Here is a 23,505-nt window from a genome sequence, read left to right as displayed (position 1 = left end):
TCCCGAATGCTGCTCGACCCGGGCCAGCCTTGTCAAGGGGGCCGCCGCGCTCCCCGACGCACCCCCGTCGTGCGGCAGGCGTCGCACGACCCGGTGCGGCCGTCGGTGGTCCACTCGCGAGCTAATGCGCATTAGCCCTGGGAGTTCATCTCGCTGAAATATCTACGCCCACCCCTTGACACACACCCGGTCGGCCCGCCAGGCTCCTCCCATCGCCGAGCGCTAATACGCATTAGCCGCACCGGAAGGACAGCGTTGTGCCCGCTACCCCCCGACGCGTCACACAGCGTGACATTGCCCGGCTGGCCGGCGTCAGCCAGGCGACCGTGTCGCTGGTGCTCAACAACCGGGCCGACGCCGACGTCCGCATCGCGCCCGAGACCCGCGACCGCGTGCTGCGGGTCATCGCCGAGACCGGGTACGCCGCCGATCCCGTGGCCCGCCGACTCGCCGCGCGGTTCAACCGGATCATCGGCGTCTTCACCTACGAGCCCGCCTTCCCCAGCGGCAGTCGCGACTTCTTCCACCCCTTCCTGCTCGGCATCGAGGACTACGCGGAGCGCGCCGGCTGCGACCTGCTGCTGTTCACCAGCGCCCCGGTCGTCGACGGCCGCCGGCGCATCTTCCACCAGGACAACCGGCTACGGCTGGCCGACGGGTGCATCCTGCTCGGGCGGGAGATCGACGGCGCGGAACTGAGCCGGCTCAACCGCGACGGTTTCCCGTACGTCGCCGTCGGCCGCCGCGACGACGCCGGCGGTCCGGTGCCGTACGTCGGCGCCGACTACGCCAGGGCGGTGGGCGAACTGGTGGTCCTGGCCCTCGCCCGCGGACACCGGCGCCTGGCCTACCTGAGCATGGGCACCACCGCGGAGTCCTCCGAGGACCGGCGGCGCGGGTTCGTCGCGTCCGCGACGGCCGCGGACAGCGCCCGCCACCTGACGGCCGCCGCCCAGGACGCCGAGGCGGTCCTCGACAACCTGCTCGCCGACCGGACCACCGTCGCCTTCGTGGAGGACTTCGCCACCGCCGTGGCGCTGGAGCTGGCCACCCGGCGACGCGGCCTGGCCGTGCCCGGCGACCTGTCGATCCTGACCCTCGGCGACCCGACCGTCCCGGTGCCCACCGACATCGCGTTCACCGGGTTCCGCATCCCGCGCGAGGAGATGGGCCGGCAGTCGGTCGAGGTGCTGACCGGCGTCATCGACGGCAGCGCCGACGGCGTGCAGCAACGGCTGCTCCCCTGCGAACTCGTCGAGGGCGACACCCTCGGCGCCCCCTGATCGGCGGTCGGCCGCGCCCATCGCGGTGACCGTGCAACCGGAAGGAAGCAAGTGGTACAGATGCGTGCGGACGTCCTCGTCGTCGGGGGCGGGCTGGGTGGGGTGGCGGCTGCGCTCGCCGCGGCCCGGGCCGGCCGGTCGGTCATCCTGACCGAGGAGTTCGACTGGCTCGGCGGGCAGCTCACCAGCCAGGCCGTCCCGCCGGACGAGCACTCCTGGATCGAACAGTTCGGGGCCACCGCGAGTTACCGGGCCCTGCGCACCGGGATCCGCGACTACTACCGCCGGCACTACCCGCTCACCGAACGGTCCCGGGGCTGGACGGACCTCAACCCCGGGGCCGGCTGGGTCAGCCGGCTCTGCCACGAGCCCCGGGTGGCCGTCGCCGTCATCGAGCAGATGCTGGCGCCGTACCGCGGCGCCGGCCGGCTGACCGTGCTCCAGCCGTACCGGCCGGTCGCCGCGGAGACCGACGGGGACCGGGTGGTCGCGGTGACCGTGGCGCACCGCGACCGCGACGACCGGATCGACATCACCGCCCCGTACGTCCTCGACGCCACCGAGACCGGCGAGCTGCTGCCGCTGTCCGGCACCGAGTACGTCACAGGCTTCGAGTCGCAGGCGGACACCGGCGAGCCCAGCGCGCCGGCCGAGGCGCAGCCGATGAACATGCAGGCCGTCTCCGTCTGCTTCGCCCTCGACCACGTCGACGGCGACCACACCATCGACCGTCCCGCCGGATACGACTTCTGGCGCGACTACAAGCCCGACTTCTGGGGTGACCGGCTGCTGTCCTGGCGGTCGCCGCACCCCCGCACCCTGGAGATCGTCGAACGCAGCTTCACCCCCAACCCGGACGACGACCCGCTGGCCGTCAACGCCGACCAGCGGGTCAACCCCGGCGACGGCAACCTCTGGACGTTCCGGCGCATCGCCGCCCGGCGCAACTTCACCGACGGCGCGTACGACAGCGACATCACGCTGGTGAACTGGCCGATGATCGACTATTTCGAGGGCCCGGTCATCGACGTGCCGAACGCGTCCTGGCACCTGAGCAAGGCCCGCGAGCTGTCGTACTCGGTGCTGTACTGGCTGCAGACCGAGGCGCCCCGGCCGGACGGCGGGACCGGCTTCCCCGGCCTGCGCCTGCGCGGCGACGTGACCGGCAGCCGGGACGGCCTGGCGCAGGCGCCCTACATCCGGGAGTCACGCCGCGTCCGGGCCGAGTACACGGTGGTCGAGCAGGACCTGTCACTGGCCGTCCGCGGCGACCACGGCGCCGTCAGCTACCCGGACTCGATCGGCGTGGGGATGTACCGCATCGACCTGCACCCGTCGACCGGCGGCGACAACTACATCGACGTCGGCTCCTGCCCCTTCGAGATTCCGCTCGGCGCGCTGATCCCGCAGCGCGTCGAGAACCTGCTCCCGGCCGGCAAGAACATCGGCACGACGCACGTCACCAACGGCAGCTACCGGCTGCACCCGGTCGAGTGGAACGTCGGCGAGGTCGCCGGCCTGCTCGCCGACTTCTGCCTGGCGCGGGGCGAGTCCCCGCGCGCGGTCCGCGGCACCCCCCGCCTGCTGGCCGAATTCCAGGACCGCCTCTCGGCGGCCGGCGTGGAGATGCGCTGGCCCCGGATCGTGGGCTACTGAACACCCCCGGAGGAGAAGATCATGAGATTGGGAAAGGGTGTGCGCGGTGTCGCCGCGGCACTGGCCGGCGTCCTCGCGCTGTCCGCCTGCGGTGGCGGTGACGACGCCGGGAACAAGGGCCCGGCCAGTCTGCGGATGACCATCTGGTCGGCCAACGAGGCGCACCTCAAGCTGTTCAACGAGATCGCCGACGAGTACCGCAAGACCCATCCGGAGGTCGCGGCCATCACGTTCGACCCGCTGCCCTTCGAGACCTACACCACGACGCTGACCACCCAGATCGCCGGCGGGAACGCGCCCGACCTAGCCTGGGTGTTGGAGAACTCCGCCCCCGACTTCGTCGCCTCGGGCGCGCTGCTGCCGCTCGACGAGACCCTCAAGAAGGCCGAGGGCTACCAGTACGACGACATCTCCCCGGCCACCCTCAAGCTCTGGCAGAACGGCGGCAAGCTGTACGCGTACCCGTTCTCCACCTCGCCGTTCGGGGTCTTCGTCAACACCGACCTGCTCAAGAAGGCCGGCCAGAAGACGCCGGCCGAGTTGGTCGCGGCCGGGCAGTGGAACTGGGACAACGCGCTGGCCGTCGCCGGCGCCACCGCGGGCGCGACCGGCAAGGCCGGCCTCGTGATCCGCGACTTCGACTACAAGGGCTGGGACAACCTGTCGACCTTCTGGACGGGTTGGGGCGCCCAGGCGTGGAGCGAGGACGGCAAGTCCTGCGGCTTCACCGCCCCGGAGATGGTCGAGGCGATGACCACCCTCCACAAGGCGATCTTCACCGGGAAGGCGCTGCCCGGCCCGGGCACGACCGCCGACTTCTTCGCCGGTGACGCGGCCATGACGGTCACCCAGATCTCCCGCGCCTCGCTGCTGAAGCCCGACGGCTTCGGCTGGGACCTGGTCCCGCTGCCGGCCGGGCCGAAGGGCAGCTACTCGGTGGTCGGCCAGGCCGGCGTCGGAGTCATGAAGAAGAGCCCGAACGCCCAGGCCGCCGCCGATTTCCTGGCGTTCCTGACCAACCCCACCAACTCGGCCAAGCTCGCCCAGTTCTTCCCGCCGCCGCGCCAGTCGCAGCTCACCGCGGAGACGCTGGCCAAGACGAACCCGACGCTGAAGCCCGAGCAGTTGCAGAAGGTCGTCATCGACGGCATCACCAACGGCGTCATCAAGCCCAGTCACGCCGGGCAGGCCGAGCTGAGCCAGCAGGTCCGCGCCGGGCTCGACCCGCTGTGGAAGCCGGACGCGGACGTCACCGCCGTCCTCGGCGCGCTCTGCGCCAAGATCCAGCCGCTGCTGGCGAAGTAGGGCAGCCGGACCATGTCCCAGACGGACACGCGGGTGGGCGGGGTCGAGGCCGCGCCCACCCGGGGCGGGTCGCGGCGGTACTGGACCAGCCGCCGCCGCGACCAGCTCACCGGTTACCTGTTCATCGCGCCGCAGCTGCTCGGCAGCGTCGCCTTCGTGATCCTGCCGCTGATCCTGGTGGTCTGGTACAGCCTGCACGAGTGGAACGTGCTGGCCGGCACGTTCGAGTTCGTCGGCGCCGAGAACTACTCGGCGCTCGCCGACGATCCCAACCTCGGCGCGGTGCTGCGGGCCACCGGGCTGTTCTCCGTCGGCCTGGTCGTGTTCAACCTCGGCCTGGCGCTGCTGCTGGCCGTCCTGCTCAACCAGAAGCTGCGCGGCACGATCGTGTTCCGCACCCTGTTCTTCTCGCCGGTGGTGGTCTCGCTGGTGGCCTGGACCATCGTGTGGGGGTTCCTGCTGCAGGACGACGGCGGCGTGAACGGCCTGCTCGACACGGTCGGCGTGGACGGACCAAACTGGCTGCGCGGCGAGGGCACCGCGATGCTCTCGGTCGTCGTGGTGCAGGTGTTCAAGAACGTCGGGCTGAACATGGTGCTCTTCCTGGCCGCCCTGCAGGGCGTGCCGGCGGAGATGTACGAGGCCGCCGAGGTCGACGGAGCCAGCCGGATACGCCAGTTCTGGCGGATCACCGTGCCGCTGATCAGCCCCACGATCCTGCTCACCTCGATCATCACGGTGGTCGGCTCGTTGCAGGTCTTCGCGCAGATCGCGGTGCTCACCCAGGGTGGGCCCGGCACCTCGACCACCGTGCTCGTCTACTACCTCTACCAGCAGGCGTTCCAGTTCCACCACTTCGGCTACGGCGCCACGCTGTCGATCGTGCTGTTCGCCATCGTGCTCGCGCTCACCGTGCTGCAGTGGCAGATGCGCAAGAGATGGGTCTTCCATGAATCGTGACCTGTCGCCCCGGACCAAGCTGGTGCTCTACGGGGTGTTGCTGGTCCTGGCGATCCCGTTCGTCTTCCCGACCTGGTGGATGGTCACCTCCTCGCTGAAGCCGGTCGCCGACATCTTCGCCTTCCCGCCGCAGCTGCTGCCGGCGAGTCCGAAGCTGGACGCGTACCAGCGGGTGTTCGAGTTGCAGCCGTTCGGCCGGCAGTACCTGAACAGCCTCTACATCGCGCTGGTGGTGACCGTCGGCACGCTGGCCGTGTCCGCGCTGTCCGGGTACGCCTTCGCCCGGATCCGGTTCCGCGGCCAGAACGTGCTGTTCCTGGTGGTGCTCGCGGGCCTGCTCATCCCGAGCGAGGTGACGATCGTGCCGCTGTTCCAGATGTTCTTCAAGCTGGACCTGGTCGACACCCACTGGCCGCTGATCCTGGTGCCGATCCTCGGCGCGCCCAGCGTGCTGGCGACGTTCATCATGCGGCAGTTCTTCGTCAGCCTCCCCGGCGAGTTGGAGGAGGCGGCGCGGGTCGACGGGCTGGGGCGCTTCGCGACCTTCTGGAAGATCGCGCTGCCGCTGTCCCGGCCCGCGCTGGGCGCGGTCGCCATCTTCACGTTCCTGCACAGCTGGAACCTCTACCTGGAACCGATCGTGTTCCTCTCCTCGCCGGAGAAGTTCACCCTGCCCCAGGCGCTCACCCAGTTCGTCGACGCCTACGGCGGCCCGATGTGGAACGTCCAGCTCGCCGCGGCGTCGATGACCGCGCTGCCGGTCCTGGTGGTCTTCGTCATCGCGCAGAAGCAGTTCGTCGAGGGCCTGGCGCACACCGGACTCAAGGGGTGACGAGGCCCGCTCCCCTCGTGGGCCTCGACATCGGCGGCACCAAGACGGCGGCGGCGCTGGTCGGACCCGACGGGGAGGTGCTCGGGCGTCGCCTGGCACCCACCCCCGCCGCGTCGGGCCCGACGGCCGTGCTGGACACCGCCGCCGGGCTCGCCCGCGGGCTGCTCGACGCGGCCGGCGCCGGCCCGGTCGGCGTGGGCACCGCCGGCACGGTCCACCCGACGACCGGCACCATCCGGTACGCCACCGACAGCCTGCCCGGCTGGGCGGGCACCAGGGTCGCCGACGAGCTGGCCGAACGGCTGGGTCGACCGGTCCGGGTCACCAACGACGTCAACGCCGCCGCACTGGGCGAGGGCTGGGTGGGAGCGGGACGGGACTGCCCGCACCTGCTGCTGGTCGCGGTCGGCACCGGCCTCGGCGGAGCCATGATCCGGGGTGGCCGCCTGGCGACCGGTGCCCGGGGCGCCGCCGGCGAGGTGGGGCACCTGCCGGCCCCCGGCGCCGAGCGGCTGCGCTGCGGGTGCGGCCGGGACGGACACCTGGAGGGCATCGCCTCGGGCAGCGGGCTGTCCGCCGCGTACGCCCTGGAGACCGGCCTGCGGATCAGCGGGCAGGACGTGGCCGAGCGTGCCACGGCGGGCGACCCGGTCGCCCGGGAGGTCGTGGACCTCGCCGGCACGGCCCTCGGCCGGGCGCTCGCGGGACTGGTCGCCGTCCTCGATCCGCAGGCGGTGGTGGTGGCGGGCGGGGCGGCCGGCGCCCTGCTCCCCGGCGCCCGCGCCGCCTTCGCCGCCGAACTGCCCGCGGCCTGGGCAGACGTGCCCCTGCTCCCTGCGGCGCTGCGTGCCGACGCGGTCGTGGTGGGCGCCGCCCGACTGGCCGGCGACCCCGGCCCGACACCGGCCGTGGCCGACGACGAGAGGACGAGACCGTGAGTGTGTTCGACGACCTGGCCGGTGGCCTCGTGATCTCCTGCCAGCCGCTGCCCGACGAACCCGACGACCCGATGCGCGACCCGTACGTCCAGGCCCGGGTGGCCGCGTCGGTGGTACGGGGCGGCGCGGTGGCGGTCCGGGCCAACGGCACCGCCGACATCACGGCGATCCGCGCCGCCGTCGACGTGCCGGTCATCGGGTTGCACAAGCACGGCGTCGACGGGGTGTTCATCACCCCGACGGCAGCGCACGCGGTCGACGTCGCCGAGGCCGGGGCACACATCGTCGCCGTGGACGCCACCAACCGTCCCCGTCCGGACGGGCGGACCTTCGCCGACACGGTCCGCGCGGTACGGGAGCGGACCGACGCGCTGGTCCTCGCGGACGTCTCCACGGCGGCGGAGGGGGTGGCCGCCGTCCGCGACGGTGCGGACGCGGTCGCCACGACGCTCTCCGGCTATACGCCGTCCAGCCCACCCGGCGACGGCCCCGACCTGGTGCTCGTCGCAAGGCTCGCCGCGCTCCTGCCGGTGCCCGTGATCGCCGAGGGCCGTTACCGGAGTCCGGAACAGATCGACCGGGCCTTCGCGGCCGGAGCCCACTCGGTGGTGATGGGAAACGCCGTCACCTCTCCGCTGTGGATCACGCGCCGGCTCGTCGCGGCCACCCGCCGGGCGGCCGTGACGCACGCGGAGCACCGGGCCTGACGCCGGCCCCCGCGCCGCTGGAGAGTCCGTCTGCCCCGGCCGGGCCGGCACGATCGTCGTCGCGAGGGCGCGGCCGGCAGTGCGCCGGGTGCGGAGGATCACCTCCGCACCCGGCGCCCGGCTGCTACAGCTCCCGCACCCTGACGTTGCGGATGTCGATCAGGTCGCTGTTGCCGTGGTTCTGCAACCCGACGAATCCGCTCAGGAACTGGCGCAGGTCCGTCGGCGGGTCGCCCTGGCGGGACGAGGCCTTGCCCGGCGTGTTGTCGAACTCGTTGATCACGACGCCGTTACGGGTGATCGTGTAGTGCTGCCCGACCACCCGGATCTCGTAGTCGTTCCACTGGCCCTTCGGAGTCACCCCGGCCTGGTCCAGCCCGACCGGGTCGAAGTTGTAGATCGACCCGGTCTTCTGCGGCTCGCCGGTGGGACCGTCGTAGATCTGGATCTCGTGACCGCAGTAGATGGCCACCCAGGCCTGGGAACTACGGGCCGACCCGACCGTCCCGCAACTGCCGGCCGGTCGCTGGTCGAGCGGGATTCTGGGATCCGGGAACCGGACGAAGGCGCCACTGTTGGCGTGGACGCCTTCGGCGGAGACGTCCCGGAACTGCATCCGCAGCGAGAAGTCGGCGAACTCCTGCTTGGCGTACCAGAGCATGCCGAGCCCGCCGGAGCTGCGGATGGACCCGTCGGGTCGCAGCGTGAACGACCCGCCGGGTGCCTGCCGCCAGTCGGCCAGTGACTGCGCCGTCCCGTCGAAGATGGCCCGGTAGCCGCTGATCTTGCCGATCTCGGACTGGGCCGCCGCCCGGCTCAGCGTCGACGCCTCGCGGTTGTCGAGCACGCCGCCGGAGCGCAGCCCGGCGACCACGTCGCTGACGTGGCTGACGAACTGGCCGTGGTTCGGCCACATGCGCTCGTCGTCGATCAGGTCGTTGACGGTGCAGTTGCCGCCGACCTGGTGGTTGGTCACGCCGGTGTCGGCGTCGAGGAGCCGTACCGTCCTGCGGGTGTCCGGTGCGGCACAGCCGACGACCACCTCGATCGTTGCGGTGGCCACCTCGCCGTCGGCGTAGGTCACCTTCACCGTCGCCTGGTAGGTGCCGAACTTCGCGTACGTGTGGGTGGGGTTGGCCTCGCGCGACGGGGCGCTGCCGTCACCGAAGTTCCACTCCCAGGCCACGCCGCCGGCCTTCGCGCTGGAGAAGGCGATGGTCTTCGGGTTGCTCTGCGCGACGGCCCGCGCGGTGGCGTGGTTCGGGTTCGGCGTGGCCGGGCCGCCCTGGTATGCGATCCGGATCAGCTTCTGGTTCGGGTGCAGGCTGAAGAACCCGCCGGCGTAGTCCAACAGGTAGAGCGCGCCGTCCGGGCCGAACTTGGCGTCCATCCAGGACTGGAGCTGGGTGCCGCCGCTGCCCGAGCGGATGATGCTGCGCAGGTCCTCGGCGAAGGCCGGGGGCCCCTGCTTCGGCACGTTCGCCGGGTCGACGGTCACCGCGACGCGGTTGTTGGCGTTGGACTGGTCACCGATGAACCACTTGTTGTCCCAGTACGCCGGCCAGGCCACGCCGCTGTCGACGTCGACCTTCTCCCGCTGGTAGGTGGGGCCGTCCATGATGGCCTGTCCGCCGCCCTTGAGGTACGGCTGGGTGAACGTCTCCTCACCGACCTGGTAGGTCGGCAGGCCGCTGCCGTCGGTGCGCTTCGGGTAGACCGGGCCACCGCCCTGCGGCGAGTACCAGATCATGTTGTCCCGCGCCGGCGGGATGTCGACCAGCCCGGTGTTGCGCGGCGAGGTGTTCTTCAGGTTGTCGCAGTCGTACCAGCCGGCGAGCACGTTGGCGTCGGTGTTGCTGCGGTCCCGGTAGGGCTGCCGGTTGCCCATGCAGTACGGCCAGCCCTGGTTGCCGGCGGAGGTGATGATCGTCGCCGTCTCGTACTTCGCCGGCCCGAGCTCCGGGCTGGGGCCACCGGCGTCCGGGCCGACCCACGCGGCGGTCAGCCAGTCGTTGACCGGGTCCCAGGCGATCCGCGCGATGTTGCGGACACCCATCACGTAGATCTCCGGACGGGTCTTGCCGCCGCCCTCCTCCTTGCCGGTGAACAGGTTGCCGTCGGGGATCGTGTAGGTGCCGTCCGGCTCCGGGTGGATCCGCAGGATCTTGCCGTTGAGGTCGTTGGTGTTGCCGGAGGTACGCCGGGCGTCCTGGAACGACACGCCCTGGTACTCCTGGGTCCAGTTGTTGCCGGAGTAGCCGCTGGAGCCGCCGGAGGAGTTGCTGTCGCCGGTACCGATGTAGAGGTTGCCACTCTCGTCGAAGGTCATCCCACCGCCCGCGTGGCAGCAGCTGTGGATCTGCGTGTCCCAGTGCAGCAGGTCCTTGCGGGTGCCCTGGTCGATGGTCTGCTTGGCGGCGTCGTAGGTGAACCGGGATACCGTCCGCTGGCCGATCCGCTTGACCCGGTCGATCGACTCGTGCGGCATCCAGTAGACGTAGATCCAGCGGTTCTGCGCGAACTTCGGGTCGAGGGTGATGCCGACCAGGCCCTCCTCGTTCTTCACCAGCTCGCTGCCGCTGCCCCGGTTGCCCATCACCGGAAGGGTGGTGAGGAGCTTGACCTGCTTGGTCTTCGGGTCCCACTGGTGGATGGTCCCGCAGCCGAGGCCGACCTTGGGGTCGTCCCAGCTGACGATCGGCCCGGACGGGCAGGCCGCCTTGCCGATGTAGAACACCGTGCCGTCGGGCGCGATGGTCAGGCCGTGCGGCTCGCCGATCTGGTCGAGCTGGCCCGGCTGGTTGGTGGCGGTCAGCCGCTCGATCCGGTAGTTCGAGGCGACGGTCGCCTGGCAGTCGCCGCGGACCAGGCCGGCGGTCCACCTGATCGCGCCGAGCAGGTGGCTGCGGAACTGCTTGTCGGTGGTGTAGCTGGCCTCGGTGCGCCCCATGCCGGTGTAGAAGGACCGGCCGCCGTCGTAGTCCTGGCACCAGGAGATCGGGTGGAAGGCGCCGTTGCCGCTCAGGCCCGGGTTGTAGGTGCCCTCCTCGACCTGCGCGACGGTGTGCACCCGGCCGGTCGGGCTCGGGTCCCAGTTGATCCACTGGTCGGACCGCTTCCAGGTCAGCGGTAGGCCCTGGTTGGCCGGGTGCTGCCGGTCGGTGAGGTCGACCACGGCCTGCTGCACCGTGCTGTCCGGCGGCGGGCCGGCGTCGGGTCCGATCAGCCACAGCTCGGCGAGCTGGATCAGCGGTTCCCCGCTGTTGGCGGTGACGTTGAGCCGGTAGTGCTGGTAGGCCTTGCTGTTGGTGAAGCTGAACTGCCGGGTCTGGAACCGCTGCGGGAACGTCTCGTTGCTGCGGGTGTCCAGGTCCGTCCAGGTGGTGCCGTCCTCGGAGCCCTGCAGGGTCCAGTTCTTCGGGTCCCGGCCGGGGAAGTCGTTGGCGGAGGTCAGCGCGTAGCGGCTCACCACCACCGGCTTCGCCAGCTTCACCGCCAGCCAGCCGGTCGGGTTGAAGGTCAGCCATTTGGTCCCGGTCGACCCGTCGATCACCTTCGCGGCGGTCTCGTTCGGCGGGTTCTCGGCGCTCGCCGAGGCGGAGACGGGCTTCTCGGCGTTCGGCAGGCCGGCGGCCGGGCGGGTGCCGATCAGGCCGGTGAACCAGGCGGAGGTGGGTTGGGCGCGGGCCGCGTCGTGCACGCCGAGGAAACCGCCACCGCCCTTGATGTACGCCTGGAAGGCGGCTTCCTGGGCGTCGTCGAGGGTGACGCCGTTGGCGGACAGGAACACCACGCTCCGGTACCGGGCCAGGTTGCCGAAGGTGAACACCCCCGGGTCGGCGGACGCGTCGACGGCGAAGCCGTGCTCCGCGCCCAGGTCCCGGATCGCGTCGACAGCCTTGGTGACCGGGTCGTCCTGCTGGTCCACCGGACCGTGGAAGACCAGCAGCTTCACCGCGGCAGCGGCCTCGGCGGGCGCCGCCTGCACGGGCGCCGGGCCGGCGGCGTGCGCGGGCAGGGCCAGCAGGCCGAGCGTCAGCACGGCGCTCGCGGCGAGGGCGCTCGTGCGTCGTAGGGCCCGGCGGGTGACCGGTGGTGGGGCGGCTGTGACGTCGACGGGCCGACGTCCGCCCCATCGGGACAGCCGGAAACGGCGTTGTTGAGCCATTTCGACTCCTTCACAGGTGAGGTGTGGCGGAGGTGCGTTGTCCGAGCGGGTCGAGCAGGAGACGGTGCGTCAGTTGTGCTGGTGCTGCCCGGCGCCGGTGGTGGTGCCGGTGGCGTTCGCCGGGTGGGAGTGGTGGTCGTGGCCCGGGGGCATCGTCCCGTCCTCGTCCAGGACGTGCAGCATGGTCGACATGCCACCGTCGGAGTGGAACTGCATGTGGCAGTGCAGCATCCAGTGCCCCGGTCCGACCGAGTCACCGGCCGCCACCTGGAACCCGAACGAGTCACCGGGGCCGAGCGGCTTGTTGTCGATGATCGGGACGCCGTCGGCGAACGGCTGTCCGTTGTCCACCAGGCCGGTCCGGGTGTCCGCCCAGGAGTGCCCGTGCAGGTGGAAGGTGTGCATGTCGTTGCCGATGCCGACGACGACGAACTCGACCTTCTCCCCCTTGCGGGCGACCAGGCAGGTCGGCCCCGGCTGCGGGTTCTGCGCGTCGCAGGTGTCGGCGGCCGCGCCGCGGCGCAGGTTGATGCTCTGCCGATCACCGAAGACCACGGTGTAGGTGCGATCCGGCTTCGGGTCGCCGGGTCGCCGGACCACCAGCCCGCCGAAGAGCCCCGCGCCGAGGCCCTGGGTGCCGTGCGGACCGCCCACCACGTGGTCGTGGTACCACCAGTAGCCGGCCGTGCCCGGCGAACCGGTCTTCCTGTTCCGCTGCTGGGCGAACCAGGTGTACGTGCGCGACTCGCCGGGCGGGACGAAGGAGCCGCTCTGCACGGTGCCGTCGGAGAGCTGGGTGTACTTGACCCCGTGCACGTGCAGCGAAACGCCCAGTGGGTGCGCCGGGTCGGTACGCAGCTGCGTCAGGGTGGCCGCCGGCACCAGGTTGTGCAGGGTGATGGCGACGCACTCCCCCTCGGTCATCTCGATCGTCGGGCCCGGGTAGGAGGCCGTCTGCGGGGTGAGGCCGTAGCCGAGCCGGATCTGGGTGCCGTCCTTGGGCAGCTCCACCGCGTACAGCTGCATGCTGCGGTCCGGCTTGGCACAGCCTTCCGGCCGTTCGGCGAAGAACGCCCCGGAGCGTGCGGCGGCCAGGCCGCCGGCGCCGACCAGGGTCAGCAGCACGGTGGCCGCCACCACCAGCAGCCGGCGGGTGCTCGGTCCGCGGCGCTGGCCGGCACGGTCGTCCTCGGGCGCCCCGCCGTCCCCGGGCGGCGGGGGGTCCTCGACGAGACGCCAGGCGCTCACCGGTCACCCCGCAGGTCGACGATGCGCTGGTAGCTGCGCTCGGCGGCGCCGAGGGAGCCCGGCGGGTTGGGCTGGGCATTCGGCCCGGTGTCCTGCTCCCACAGATAGGTGAACCGGCCACCCCCGTCGAGCTCGGTGAAGAACTCGGCGAACGGGATGACCCCGGCGCCGAACTCGACGTCCAGGTAGGAGTTGCCCTGCTGCGGGTCGGGCAGCGGGACGCCGTCCTTGACGTGGAACAGCGGGAACCGGTGCGGATGCGCGTTGACGTAGTCGACCGGCCGGAACCCCGGGTACTTGCGGGCGCCCCCGTACGCCCACAGGATGTCCATCTCCAGGAACACGTACCGGGGATCGGTCAGCTCCAGGAACAGGTCGTACAGCCGCACGCCGGGCCGGTCGACGGCGAAGCTGAACTCGATGGTGTGGTTGTGTTGGTAGAGCTTGATCCCCCGGGCCGCGGCGGCGGCGCCCCACGCGTTGAACTCGGCGGCGGCGGCCTGGTACCCGGCGATGGTGCGGTTGCCGGTGGGCGCCTGCGCGGTGCCGAGGGCCGGCATGCCGAGGGTCTCGGCGACGTCCAGTTCCCACTCCAGGTTGTTCCGGAAGTCACCGAGCCCGCGGTGGCTGCCGGCCGCCTTCAGCCCGTTGTCGTCGAGCAGCCGGCGGATCTGCGCCGGCGTGATCGGGCCGACGTTGCCCTGGGTGTAGCCGGCGAACTCCACCTCCCGGTAGCCGATGCGGGACAGCTCCTCGAAGACGGCCGCGAAGCCGAACTGCGTGACCTTGTCCCGGACGCTGTAGAGCTGGATGCCCAGGTGCCCGCGCGGCACCAGGTGGCCGTTCGAGGCGCCGCCGGACGCCGTGGCGGGCAGCGCTCCGGCGAGGCTCGCCGCGCCGACCGCGACGGTGGAGCCGGCGAGGCCGCGCAGTAACGCCCGACGGTCGATCCTGTTCTTCGCCATGGTTGTTCCCCTTCGATCGTCAGCAGCAGCTGCTCGGGTTGGCAGAGGAGGGCGCGCCGCCGGGGCAGCACGCGGAGAGCGGCGCGATCCGCACGTCGCGGAAGCTCACGACGTCGGCGGTGCCGTGGTTCTGCAGTCCGATGTATCCGCGGGCGTACTGGCGGCCGGCGCCGCCCGGGTCGTCGGCCCGGGGCGGGCTGAACACCGCGTCCGGGGTGTTCACGTACTCGTTGATCAGTTCGCCGTTGCGGAAGACGGAGTAGTGCTGGCCCACCACCCGGATCTCGTAGTCGTTCCAGGTGCCCTTCGGGGCCACCTGCGCGCCGGCCAGGTCGACCCGGTCGAAGCCGTACACCGATCCGCTCTTGTACTGGTCGCCGTCGGGCCGGTCGTAAATCTGCAGCTCGTGGCCGTACTTGATGGCCACCCACTCGGGCCGGGACTCCTGGGCGTGGCCGTGCACGTCTGGGAAACGGACGAAGACCCCGCTGTTGGCGCGGCCGGTGCCGGGGGCGTCGTCGCGCCACCGCAGCTTCAGCGAGAAGTCGCCGTACTCGGCGGTGGGGAGCCAGAGCATGCCGAGGCCGGGGACGGCCCGGCTGGTGATCGAGCCGTCGGCGTTGCGGGTGAAGCCGCCCGCGCCGACGTGCTCCCACCGGTCGAACGACGCCGCCGAGGCGTCCAGCAGCGGCTGGTAGCCGTTCTTCCCGTCCGGCTTGCCGACGCCGGAGCGGGCGGCGGCGCTCACCAGGCGACCGTGTTCCTTGTGGTCGATCAGGCCGAGGTGGTGCAGGTGCTCCGCGACGTCCGTGACGTGCTTGACGAACTGGCCGTGGTTGGGCCACGCCTTCTCGTCGTGGATGGCGTTGTTGATCGTGCAGCCGTCGGCGACCACCCGGTTCGGCACGCCGCTGTCGACCGTGCCGAGCCACACCGTCGGCCGGGTGTCCGGCACCGGGCAGGCGCTGGGGCCGCTGGCGACCACGGTGAAGGTGACCGACGCGGTGCCCGAGGTGTTGCCGGCCTTGTCGGTGGCCCGGTAGCTGACCGTGTGCCCGCCGGGCTGGTTTACGGTGACCGGGGCCGAGTAGCGGGCGTACGGCTGCCCGTCGAGGGAGTACTCGACGCGGTCGACGCCCGAGCCGGCGTCGGCGGCGGTGAGGATGACGGTGGCGCTGCCGAGGTAGGCGCCGTGGTCGTCGAGCTGGCCGGAGAGCGCCGCCGTGACGGTCGGCGGGGTGGTGTCCGGCGCCGGCGGGTCGACCACGGTGAACGACACCGACTGCGGGGTCGAGGTATTGCCGGCCTTGTCGGTGGCCCGGTAGCCGACCGTGTGCTGGCCGACCTGGTTGACGGTGACCGGCGCCGAGTAGGCGGCGTAGGGCTGCCCGTCGAGGGAGTACTCGATCCGGTCCACGCCGGTGCCGGCGTCGGTGGCCGAGATGGTGACCGTGGCGGCGCCGACGTACGCCCCGGCGCTGTCCCGCTGGCCGCTCACCGTGGCGGTCGCCGTCGGTGGCGTGGTGTCCGGGGCGGGCGGCTGCACCACGGTGAACGACACCGACTGCGCGGCCGAGGTGTTCCCCGCCTTGTCCGTCGCCCGGTAGCTCAGCGTGTGCTGCCCCGACTGGTTGACCGTCACCGGCGCGGAGTAGCCGGCGTAGGCGGCCCCGTCCAGGGAGTACTCGATCCGGTCGACACCCGACTCGGTGTCCGTGGCGGACAACGTCACGGTGGCGCTGCCGACGTAGGCACCGTTGTCGTCGCGCTCCCCGGTGACCGCGGCGCTCGCGGTCGGCGGGGTGGTGTCCGGCTCCGGCGGTCGCACCACGGTGAACGACACCGACTGCGCGGCCGAGGTGTTGCCCGCCTTGTCCGTCGCCCGGTAGCTCAGCGTGTGCTGGCCGGGCTGGGTCACCGCGACCGGCGCGGTGTAGGTGGCGTACGGCTGCCCGTCGAGGGAGTACTCGATCCGGTCGACGCCCGACTCCGTGTCGGTGGCCGACAGCGTCACCGTCGCCGAGTCCACGTACGCGCCGTTGTCGTCGCGCTCCCCGGTGAGCGCGGCCGTCGCGGTCGGCGGGGTGGTGTCCGGCTTCGGCGGTTCCACCACCGTGAAGGAGACCGACTGGGCTGCGGAGGTGTTGCCCGCCTTGTCGGTGGCCCGGTAGGTCACCGTGTGCTGCCCCGGCTGGTTGACCGTCACCGGCGCCGAGTAGGTGGCGTAGGCGGCGCCGTCCAGGGAGTACTCGACCCGGTCGACACCCGACTCGCTGTCCGTGGCGGACAACGTCACGGTGGCGCTGCCGACGTAGGCGCCGTTGTCGTCGCGCTGCCCGGTGACCGCGGCCGTCGCGGTCGGCGGGGTGGTGTCCGGCTTCGGCGCCTCCACCACGGTGAACGACACCGACTGCGGGGTGGAGGTGTTGCCCGCCTTGTCGGTGGCCCGGTAGGTCACCGTGTGCTGCCCCGGCTGGTTGACCGTCACCGGCGCCGAGTAGGTGCCGTAGGGGCCGCCGTCCAGGGAGTACTCGACCCGGTCGACGCCGGAGCCCTCGTCGGTCGCGGACAGCGTCACCGTCGCCGACCCCAGGTAGGCGCCGGTGTCGTTCCGCTCGCCCGACACCGCGGCCGACGCGGTCGGCGGCGTGGTGTCCGAGCCGCCACCGGTGACGACCAGGAGGCCGGCCATCCCGCCGTGGCCCGGGATGGCGCAGAAGTAGCGGTACGTGCCGGGCGAGAGCACCACGTCGACGGTCCACCGGCCGCCGTTGGCATCCGTCGGGTCGGCCAGGATGTTCACGTCGACGTCGCTGTTGTACGCCGGGTTGGTGGTGTCGAAGGTCAGGGTGTGCTGCATGCCGGTGGTGTTGCCGGTCGCGGCGCTGTTCTCGAACACGAGCGTCGCCGGCCCGGCGACGGCGGTGGTGGGCGCGGAGAGGTACGAGAGGAAGTTGTCGCCGGCGGTCCAGGTCAGCACCTGGGCCTGTAGCTGCCGGGGCGGCCCGCTCGCGTCGGCTGTCCGTGCGCGGTCGGCGTCGACCGGGCGCGCGTTCGCCGGGGCCGCCACCAGTCCGGCGGTCACCAGCAGCAGGACCGCCGTGGCGACTGCCGCAATCGCATGCCGGAGCCGGCCCACGGAGAGCCGACCGGGCGGTGAGTACCCGTTCATGGATTCCTCTTTCACGGTCCGAGGGGGACACCGGCGCAGCGTGCATCGGCCGGCCGATGTCATGAGTAGTCAGCGCTGCCGCGTCCCGAGGCTTCGGGAGCTGCCCAGGGGCGGCAGGGGCACACCTGTCCGCGGATCCAGGTCGAGCGTCGTCACATGCCCGTACGAACCCTTCATCAGATCGACGGCTTCTTCGTATCGGCAGCCTGTGCGCCCCTCCCTGGCCGCACGAGGTCCTCGGCCGTGACCAGCTGTCACGGTCGTCCTGGGTGAACGGGGTCTGCCTGATGCCAGCGGCGAGCCGGTTCGCGCGCGGGTCAGACAGGTGCCGCGTCGGGGTGACGGGATGTGAGTGTGAAGGGATGGGCATCGGTCAAGCCACGGCGCGTTTCCGCACCGGGGCGCTGTCTTGGAGCGCCGACCCGGGGTGCCATCCCTGGCCTTACCCGTGGCCGCCGGGCGTGTTGCGCCGCCTGGGACCACGGTCGAGAATCACCGCGCCGCCGGTTCTTCTCGATGAAACATATTGATGTGCACCGACACTACTGACTTGCTGTCAGCGTGTCCAGACCTTTCGTCGACACTGACACTACTTTCATTCAGAATGACGAAAGTCGGTAGCGTCGCAGGTCGCGTAGGCGTTACACCCCGCCAGCGCTGCCCTGAGGGCGCCGGTCAGGAGACGGGTTCGGGGCAGCAGACCGTCAGCGCACCGGGGACGACCCGCACCTTGAGCTTGGTAACCTCCCTGCGGGCGCCGCCGTCGAGTTCGTACCTGCGCGGCGCCGCGAGGCGGACCCTGACCCTGCGGCCCCGCGTGATGCGTACGAACGGCGACTCCGCCGAGTGGCCGGCGGCCATCCGGCCGAGGGTGCGCGCCCAGTCCACCGCGCCGTCGGCGGTGGACACGCCAACCTCCAGGCAGCCGTCGTCGGGGCGGGCGTCGTCGAAGGCGGGGATGCCGCCGGTGATGGTGCCGACGTTGCCGAACAGCACGCAGCTCGCCTCGCCGTCGAACCACTCGGCGCCGTCGACGGTGATCCGGGTGCGGACCAGTTCGCCCCGGACGTGCCGCAGCCCCGTCCACATGTACGCGAGGCGGCCGAACCTGCCCTTGAGCGTACGGTTGGCGTCGCGGATGAGATCGCCGTCGAAGCCGGCGCCGGCCATCACGGCGAAGTGTTCGCCGTTGAGCCTGCCGAGGTCCAGGGCGCGGCGCGGGCCGCGCAGGCCGATCCGGACCGCCGCGGAAAGGTCCTCGGGGATGCCGAGGTTGGCGGCGAAGAGGTTGGCGGTGCCCGCGGGCAGGATCGCCATGGCGGCGCCCGAGCCGGCGAGGGCGTCGGCGCAGCGCTGCACCATGCCGTCGCCGCCCCACACGAAGACCAACTCGGCGCCCTTCTTCAGCGCCTTGCGGACCTTCTTCGGCGCCTTGCGGCTCTTCTGCACCTCGCACCAGATCAGGTTCTCGACCCCGGCGCCGGCCAGCTCCGCGCGTAGCGCGTCGAGGCCGCCGCCGAGGGTCTTTCTGCGGTGGGCGACGACCGCGACCGTGCCGACAGCCGCCGGCGCGGCGTCCGCCGCGGTACTCGTGCTCATGGCGGGCGGTGATACCCAGCCCGCGCGGTTCCCACGCCCGGCCGGTGGGAGCGACCCCACCGGCCGGGACGCGACGGTCAGAGGGTACGGGCGAGACGGTCGGCGAGGATGCGGGTGAACCGGGACGGGTCGGCCAGCTCCCCACCCTCGGCGAGCAGCGCCATGCCGTACAGCAGCTCGGCGGTCTCCTTCAGCGACTCCTCGGTGCCGCCCTCCTCGTGGGCCTTGCGCAGGCCGGTGACGAGCGGGTGCCCCGGGTTCAGCTCCAGGATCCGCTTGACCGCCGGCACCTCGTGCCCCATCGCCCGGTACATCTTCTCCAGCGTCGGGGTGATGTCGTGGGCGTCACCGACGACGCAGGCGGGCGAGGTGGTCAGCCGGGAGGAGAGGCGGACCTCCTTGACGGAGTCGGCGAGGGTGTCGCCCATCCAGGTGAGCAGGTCGGCGAAGTCCTTGCGCTGCTGCTCGCGCTCGGCCTCGGCTTCCTTCTTCTCCTCCTCGGTGTCCAGGTCGACCTGGCCCTTGGCGATCGAGCGCAGGGTCCGGCCGTCGTACTGGCCGACGCGCTCGACCCACACCTCGTCGACCGGGTCGGTGAGCAGCAGCACCTCGTAGCCCTTGGCGCGGAACGCCTCCATGTGCGGCGAGTTCTCGATCATCGAGCGGGACTCGCCGGTGGCGTAGTAGATGTCGGCCTGCCCGTCCTTCATCCGGCTGACGTAGCCGGCGAGGTCGGTCGGCTCGGCCGGGTCGTGGGTCGAGGCGACCGAGAGGATCTCCAGGAGGGTGTCCCGGTTCTCCGTGTCGTCGATCAGGCCCTCCTTGACCGCCGCCCCGAACTCGGTCCAGAAGGTCCGGTAGCGCTCGGCGTGGTTGGCCTTCATGTCCTTGACGGTGGACAGGATCTTCTTGACCAGCCGGCGGCGGACCACCTGGATCTGCCGGTCCTGCTGGAGGATCTCCCGGGAGATGTTCAGCGACAGGTCGTGCGCGTCCACCACGCCCTTGACGAAGCGCAGGTAGTTCGGCATGAGCGCTTCGCAGTCGTCCATGATGAAGACGCGCTTGACGTAGAGCTGCACGCCGCGGCGACCCTGCGGGGCGAAGAGGTCCAACGGGGCGTGGGAGGGGATGAACAGCAGCGCCTCGTACTCGAAGGTGCCCTCGCCCTTCATGTGCACGATGTCCAGCGGGTCGGCCCAGTCGTGGCTGACGTGCTTGTAGAACTCCTTGTACTCGGCCTCGTCGACCTCGTCGCGGGGCCGGGCCCAGAGCGCCTTCATCGAGTTGAGCGTCTGAGTCTCGGTCGTGGTCGCGTCGCCCTCGACCGGGCGCTCGACGGTCATCCGGATCGGCCAGGCGATGAAGTCGGAGTACCGCTTGACGATCTCCCGGATCGTCCACTCGGCGGTGTAGTCGTGCAGGTTGTCCTCGGCGTCCGCCGCCTTGAGGTGCAGGGTCACCGCGGTGCCCTGCGGCACCTCGTCGACGGCCTCGACGGAGTAGGTGCCCTCGCCGGCCGACTCCCAGCGGGTGCCGCCGGTCTCCCCCGCCCGCCGGGTCACCAGCTCCACCCGGTCGGCGACCATGAACGCCGCGTAGAAGCCGACCCCGAACTGGCCGATCAGCTCCTGCCGCGCCCCGGCGTCGGCGGACTCGCGCAGCTTGCGCAGCAGCTCCGCCGTGCCCGACTTGGCGATCGTGCCGATCACCTGGACCACCTCGTCGCGGGACATGCCGATGCCGTTGTCCCGGACGGTGAGCGTGCGCGCCGCCTTGTCGACCTCGATCTCGATGTGCAGGTCGGAGGTGTCGACCTCCAGGTCCTTGTCGACCATCGACGCCAGGCGCAGCTTGTCCAGCGCGTCCGAGGCGTTCGAGATCAGTTCGCGCAGAAAGACGTCCTTGTTCGAGTAGATCGAGTGGACCATCAGCTGGAGCAGCTGACGCGCCTCGGCCTGGAACTCCAACGTCTCGGCCTGGTTACTCACGCCGTGTCCTTTCATTCTCGAAAGCCCACCAGAGGTTCGCCGAAAGGATACGAGCCGTCGCCCACGGCGAGACGACCACGCCCGGTCGGAGTTTCCCGACCGGGCGTCATCAGGGGTACGCGCCAGCGGCCGAGCCGCCGACCGGGGACGATCAGCCCCGGGGTCGCGCGGGGGGCCGGGGGTTGCGTACGGCAGGCGCGCTTTGCCCGGAGGCTCTACCGTCGACGGTGGCGTCACCGTGGCCGCCGGGAAAGCCGAGGGCTGGTGCGACCGCCGCGTGCGGCGGTCAGTACGGTAGGGATGTGTCTCTATGGATGGCCGCGATGTGGGGGCTGGTCGGCAGCGCGGTGGCCGAGGCGCTCAACCTGTCCGGGATGATGCGCCCGACCACCGAGTCCGGGGGGCGGTGGCAGTGGCCGTGGCGGGACCGGCGGGACGCCCCGATCGTCGTGTTCGCGGTGCTGCTCCGGACCGTGGCCGGCACCGGGCTCGCCGCCGCGGCCGGGGCGGGTGGCCTCGCCACCACCGCCTTCGCCAGCTTCACCTTCGGAGTGGCGGCGCCGCTCGTGATCGCCAAGATGTTCGACCAGGTCCGGGTGACGGACCAGCCGTCCGACGACACGCGTGGCGGACCGGACGGCGAGCACGATGACGCCGCGTGAGAGCCTGCTGGGCAGGTTCGTCTCCGCGCTGTCGGCCCGGCCGGCCGCCACGGCCACGGCCGTTCCCGTGCCGACCCGCACCAGGCTGGCCGCCGCGCTCGCCGCGCGGCCCGTGGCCGCCCGAGCGGCCGGTCACGCCCCGGAGCCCGTCGGGGAACCCGACCACGGGGGGAAGCTGACCCAGCGGGTCAAGGTGGTGCTGGCCGGCATCCTGGGCGTCACCGCCGACCAGTTGCGGGTCGACGCCGACGGCGACGTCGGCATCCGCGTCGGCTCCGCCATGATCTTCGTACGGGCGCAGGACGACCCGCCGCTGGTCGACGTGTTCTCGCCGCTGCTCACCGGGGTCCAGCCGACCGAGTCGCTGTACCGGCGACTCTCCGACCTGACCAACGGTCTCGTCGTCGGCCGCGTCTACTGCACCGGGGACACGGTATGGGCGTCCGTGCCCGTCTTCGGGCAGGACTTCGTGCCCACCCACCTGCTGCTGGCCGTACGGGCCATGGTCGAGCTCGCCGACGACCTCGACGACCAACTCCGGCGGGAGTTCGGCGGCAGCCGATTCTTCGGCGAGGAGTCCTCGGGCCTGGCGGCGGTGCCCGACCCGACCGGCTACCTGCGGGACCTCGACCGGGCCGGCGCGAGCGGAGCGGGCAGCGTCCTGGTCGACCTGCTGGCCGACCGGGGGCGGACGGAGGAGCTGCGGGCCCGCGCCGAGCACGGCGACTGGCACGCCGCCGCCCGGCTCGCCGCCCTGCTCGCCGAGGAGGGGCGCGCCGACGAGGCCGAACGGTACTGGCGGATCGCCGCCGACCAGGGCGACCCGAGGGCCCGCGACGAGCTGGCCGCCCTGCTGGCCGCCCGGGGCCGACACGACGAGGCGATCGCGCTGCTGCGGCAGGCGGTCGAGGCCGACGACTGGCGCCCCCTGCCGCTGCTGCTCACGCTGCTCACCGAGCGTGGCCTCGTCGACGAGGCGATCGCGCTGCTGCGCCGCCACGCGGCCACCCGGGACTGACCCCACCGCGCCGCCGCCGTGGAGCACACGCAGCGCCCAGCCGGCCGGAGGTGCGGGTGTGGCTGCGGGTGGCCACCGACAGCGTCCGGATCTCGGTGCGGGACTTCGGCACCTGGCGCCGCCTGCCGCCCGACAACTGACGGCCCTCAACAGCCCCGCCAGCCGACGCGCCTCGCAGAGATCGGGGGCGGAGAGCCGGACGACGTCGCAGACGATCCAGGTCGGGGTACCACTTCTCGCCCCCTGTTGTGTGCCCCCACAGATGGGGCACACAACAGGACAGTCGCAGGCGACCAGTCTCACCAACCCGTCGATCCGGCCGGGGCCACGGCGCTGATGTGACGAGCGGTCCTACGGACGGGGCAGCTCGACAGGGCCCACGGCACCGACCCTCCGGACCTGTCGAGGCGGGTCGACCGGTCGCGATGCAGCCCGACGCCTCGCGGCCGCCGTACCGCCCGACCGACATTCAGGCACGGACGCCGCAGGACCACCGACGGGTGTGGCCCGCTTGTGCCGGCGCAGGAACCAAGCCTGATGCCGGACCTACCGATGCCCTGGACCAGACAATTCCCGGCTGGTCGGTTGAGGGCCCGCTGGGGTGTGTGTCCGGTTCGGCGAGGATCGCGGGTCCAGCCTGGGGTGTCATGTCCGGTTTGAGGTGGATTGTGGTGGCGGGGGCCACCGGCCCGGCGGGCATGGGTCGGGGGGCCGGGGCGTTGTAACCATCGTGAGCGCGTGCCCCCCGGACCGTTTCGGCGGCCCGGGGCGACGGCCGGAATGCCGGCCGGACCCGCGTCGTTACATCCCCCCGGGACCGCGCCCCGAACGCAGGGCGCCCCCCATTTCTGGCTTGACCTTTCCTTTCCCGTGGCGCACCCGCCCCCCTTCTGGTGTGTGCCGCGTACCCCCGATCGAAAGGTGCTTCATCATGCGTACCGATCTGATCCGTAAGGCCGCCCTGACCGCTGCCGGCCTCGCCTTCACCGGCGGCGCCATCG

At 71.6% G+C, this 23,505-nt stretch carries 15 protein-coding genes; 9 read left to right on the top strand and 6 right to left on the bottom strand.

The features are described 5' to 3' along the window. Nucleotides 1–257: 257 nt before the first annotated feature. The 7 genes from AB0G14_RS12605 to AB0G14_RS12575 are packed head-to-tail and all read left to right on the top strand — an operon-like array spanning nucleotide 258 to nucleotide 7,681. Complete coding sequence (locus AB0G14_RS12605; protein WP_357696619.1) at nucleotides 258–1,283, top strand: LacI family DNA-binding transcriptional regulator; 1,026 nt, start codon at nucleotides 258–260, stop codon at nucleotides 1,281–1,283. Nucleotides 1,284–1,343: 60 nt separating this feature from the next. Next, on the top strand, nucleotides 1,344–2,939 hold the full coding sequence (locus AB0G14_RS12600; protein ID WP_357696617.1) for an FAD-dependent oxidoreductase: 1,596 nt from the start codon (nucleotides 1,344–1,346) through the stop codon (nucleotides 2,937–2,939). Nucleotides 2,940–2,960: 21 nt separating this feature from the next. Then, a complete protein-coding gene (locus AB0G14_RS12595) occupies nucleotides 2,961–4,244 on the top strand; it encodes an extracellular solute-binding protein (protein WP_357696615.1) in 1,284 nt (427 codons plus the stop codon). A gap of 12 nt (nucleotides 4,245–4,256) precedes the next feature. Further along, complete coding sequence (locus tag AB0G14_RS12590) at nucleotides 4,257–5,204, top strand: sugar ABC transporter permease (RefSeq protein WP_357696613.1); 948 nt, start codon at nucleotides 4,257–4,259, stop codon at nucleotides 5,202–5,204. After that, nucleotides 5,194–6,036, top strand: coding sequence for a carbohydrate ABC transporter permease (locus AB0G14_RS12585; RefSeq protein ID WP_357696611.1), 843 nt, complete (start codon nucleotides 5,194–5,196; stop codon nucleotides 6,034–6,036). Before AB0G14_RS12590 ends, AB0G14_RS12585 begins: the two co-directional genes overlap by 11 nt. After that, the gene (locus AB0G14_RS12580) at nucleotides 6,033–6,974 is read left to right on the top strand and encodes an ROK family protein (RefSeq protein WP_357696609.1); all 942 of its coding nucleotides are present in this window, start codon (nucleotides 6,033–6,035) and stop codon (nucleotides 6,972–6,974) included. Before AB0G14_RS12585 ends, AB0G14_RS12580 begins: the two co-directional genes overlap by 4 nt. Then, nucleotides 6,971–7,681, top strand: coding sequence for an N-acetylmannosamine-6-phosphate 2-epimerase (locus AB0G14_RS12575; protein WP_357696607.1), 711 nt, complete (start codon nucleotides 6,971–6,973; stop codon nucleotides 7,679–7,681). Before AB0G14_RS12580 ends, AB0G14_RS12575 begins: the two co-directional genes overlap by 4 nt. A 124-nt stretch (nucleotides 7,682–7,805) precedes the next feature. Here the strand turns inward: AB0G14_RS12575 and AB0G14_RS12570 are convergent, their stop codons facing one another. From AB0G14_RS12570 to htpG, 6 genes are all read right to left on the bottom strand, one after another. Next, nucleotides 7,806–11,849, bottom strand: coding sequence for a ThuA domain-containing protein (locus AB0G14_RS12570; protein WP_357696605.1), 4,044 nt, complete (start codon nucleotides 11,847–11,849; stop codon nucleotides 7,806–7,808). A gap of 69 nt (nucleotides 11,850–11,918) precedes the next feature. Then, on the bottom strand, nucleotides 11,919–13,097 hold the full coding sequence (locus tag AB0G14_RS12565; RefSeq protein WP_357696603.1) for a multicopper oxidase domain-containing protein: 1,179 nt from the start codon (nucleotides 13,095–13,097) through the stop codon (nucleotides 11,919–11,921). Then, a complete protein-coding gene (locus AB0G14_RS12560) occupies nucleotides 13,094–14,062 on the bottom strand; it encodes a sugar phosphate isomerase/epimerase (protein WP_357696601.1) in 969 nt (322 codons plus the stop codon). The genes AB0G14_RS12565 and AB0G14_RS12560 overlap by 4 nt, the downstream gene beginning before the upstream one ends. Nucleotides 14,063–14,081: 19 nt before the next feature. Beyond that, nucleotides 14,082–17,234, bottom strand: a complete 3,153-nt coding sequence (locus AB0G14_RS12555) for a family 16 glycoside hydrolase (RefSeq protein WP_357696599.1) — start codon at nucleotides 17,232–17,234, stop codon at nucleotides 14,082–14,084. Between the two features lie 675 nt (nucleotides 17,235–17,909). Beyond that, the gene (locus tag AB0G14_RS12550; RefSeq protein ID WP_357696597.1) at nucleotides 17,910–18,833 is read right to left on the bottom strand and encodes a diacylglycerol kinase family protein; all 924 of its coding nucleotides are present in this window, start codon (nucleotides 18,831–18,833) and stop codon (nucleotides 17,910–17,912) included. A gap of 77 nt (nucleotides 18,834–18,910) precedes the next feature. Then, nucleotides 18,911–20,839, bottom strand: coding sequence for a molecular chaperone HtpG (htpG, locus tag AB0G14_RS12545; RefSeq protein WP_357696595.1), 1,929 nt, complete (start codon nucleotides 20,837–20,839; stop codon nucleotides 18,911–18,913). A 287-nt stretch (nucleotides 20,840–21,126) separates the two neighbouring features. On the opposite strand from htpG, the gene AB0G14_RS12540 reads away from it, so the two are divergent. Then, nucleotides 21,127–21,486 carry a hypothetical protein gene (locus tag AB0G14_RS12540; RefSeq protein WP_357696593.1) on the top strand — a complete coding sequence of 120 codons (360 nt, stop codon included), beginning with the start codon at nucleotides 21,127–21,129 and terminating at the stop codon, nucleotides 21,484–21,486. After that, a complete protein-coding gene (locus AB0G14_RS12535; protein ID WP_357696591.1) occupies nucleotides 21,473–22,504 on the top strand; it encodes a hypothetical protein in 1,032 nt (343 codons plus the stop codon). The genes AB0G14_RS12540 and AB0G14_RS12535 overlap by 14 nt, the downstream gene beginning before the upstream one ends. The last annotated feature ends 1,001 nt before the right edge of the window (nucleotides 22,505–23,505 follow it).

This window comes from Micromonospora sp. NPDC023814 (assembly GCF_040639595.1).
Classification (GTDB): Bacteria; Actinomycetota; Actinomycetes; order Mycobacteriales; family Micromonosporaceae; genus Micromonospora.
The sequence above is the reverse complement of the archived record's forward strand: the minus strand, read 5'-3'. Positions and strand labels throughout refer to the sequence as shown.

Bases quoted from the DNA above. Each gene is read 5' to 3' on its own strand.
- AB0G14_RS12535 (WP_357696591.1), top strand. From the start codon at position 21,473: ATGACGCCGCGTGAGAGCCTGCTGGGCAGGTTCGTCTCCGCGCTGTCG.
- AB0G14_RS12595 (WP_357696615.1), top strand. From the start codon at position 2,961: ATGAGATTGGGAAAGGGTGTGCGCGGTGTCGCCGCGGCACTGGCCGGC.
- AB0G14_RS12600 (WP_357696617.1), top strand. From the start codon at position 1,344: ATGCGTGCGGACGTCCTCGTCGTCGGGGGCGGGCTGGGTGGGGTGGCG.
- AB0G14_RS12555 (WP_357696599.1), bottom strand. From the start codon at position 17,234: ATGAACGGGTACTCACCGCCCGGTCGGCTCTCCGTGGGCCGGCTCCGG.
- AB0G14_RS12550 (WP_357696597.1), bottom strand. From the start codon at position 18,833: ATGAGCACGAGTACCGCGGCGGACGCCGCGCCGGCGGCTGTCGGCACG.
- AB0G14_RS12590 (WP_357696613.1), top strand. From the start codon at position 4,257: ATGTCCCAGACGGACACGCGGGTGGGCGGGGTCGAGGCCGCGCCCACC.
- AB0G14_RS12570 (WP_357696605.1), bottom strand. From the start codon at position 11,849: ATGGCTCAACAACGCCGTTTCCGGCTGTCCCGATGGGGCGGACGTCGG.
- AB0G14_RS12560 (WP_357696601.1), bottom strand. From the start codon at position 14,062: ATGGCGAAGAACAGGATCGACCGTCGGGCGTTACTGCGCGGCCTCGCC.
- htpG (WP_357696595.1), bottom strand. From the start codon at position 20,839: ATGAAAGGACACGGCGTGAGTAACCAGGCCGAGACGTTGGAGTTCCAG.
- AB0G14_RS12585 (WP_357696611.1), top strand. From the start codon at position 5,194: ATGAATCGTGACCTGTCGCCCCGGACCAAGCTGGTGCTCTACGGGGTG.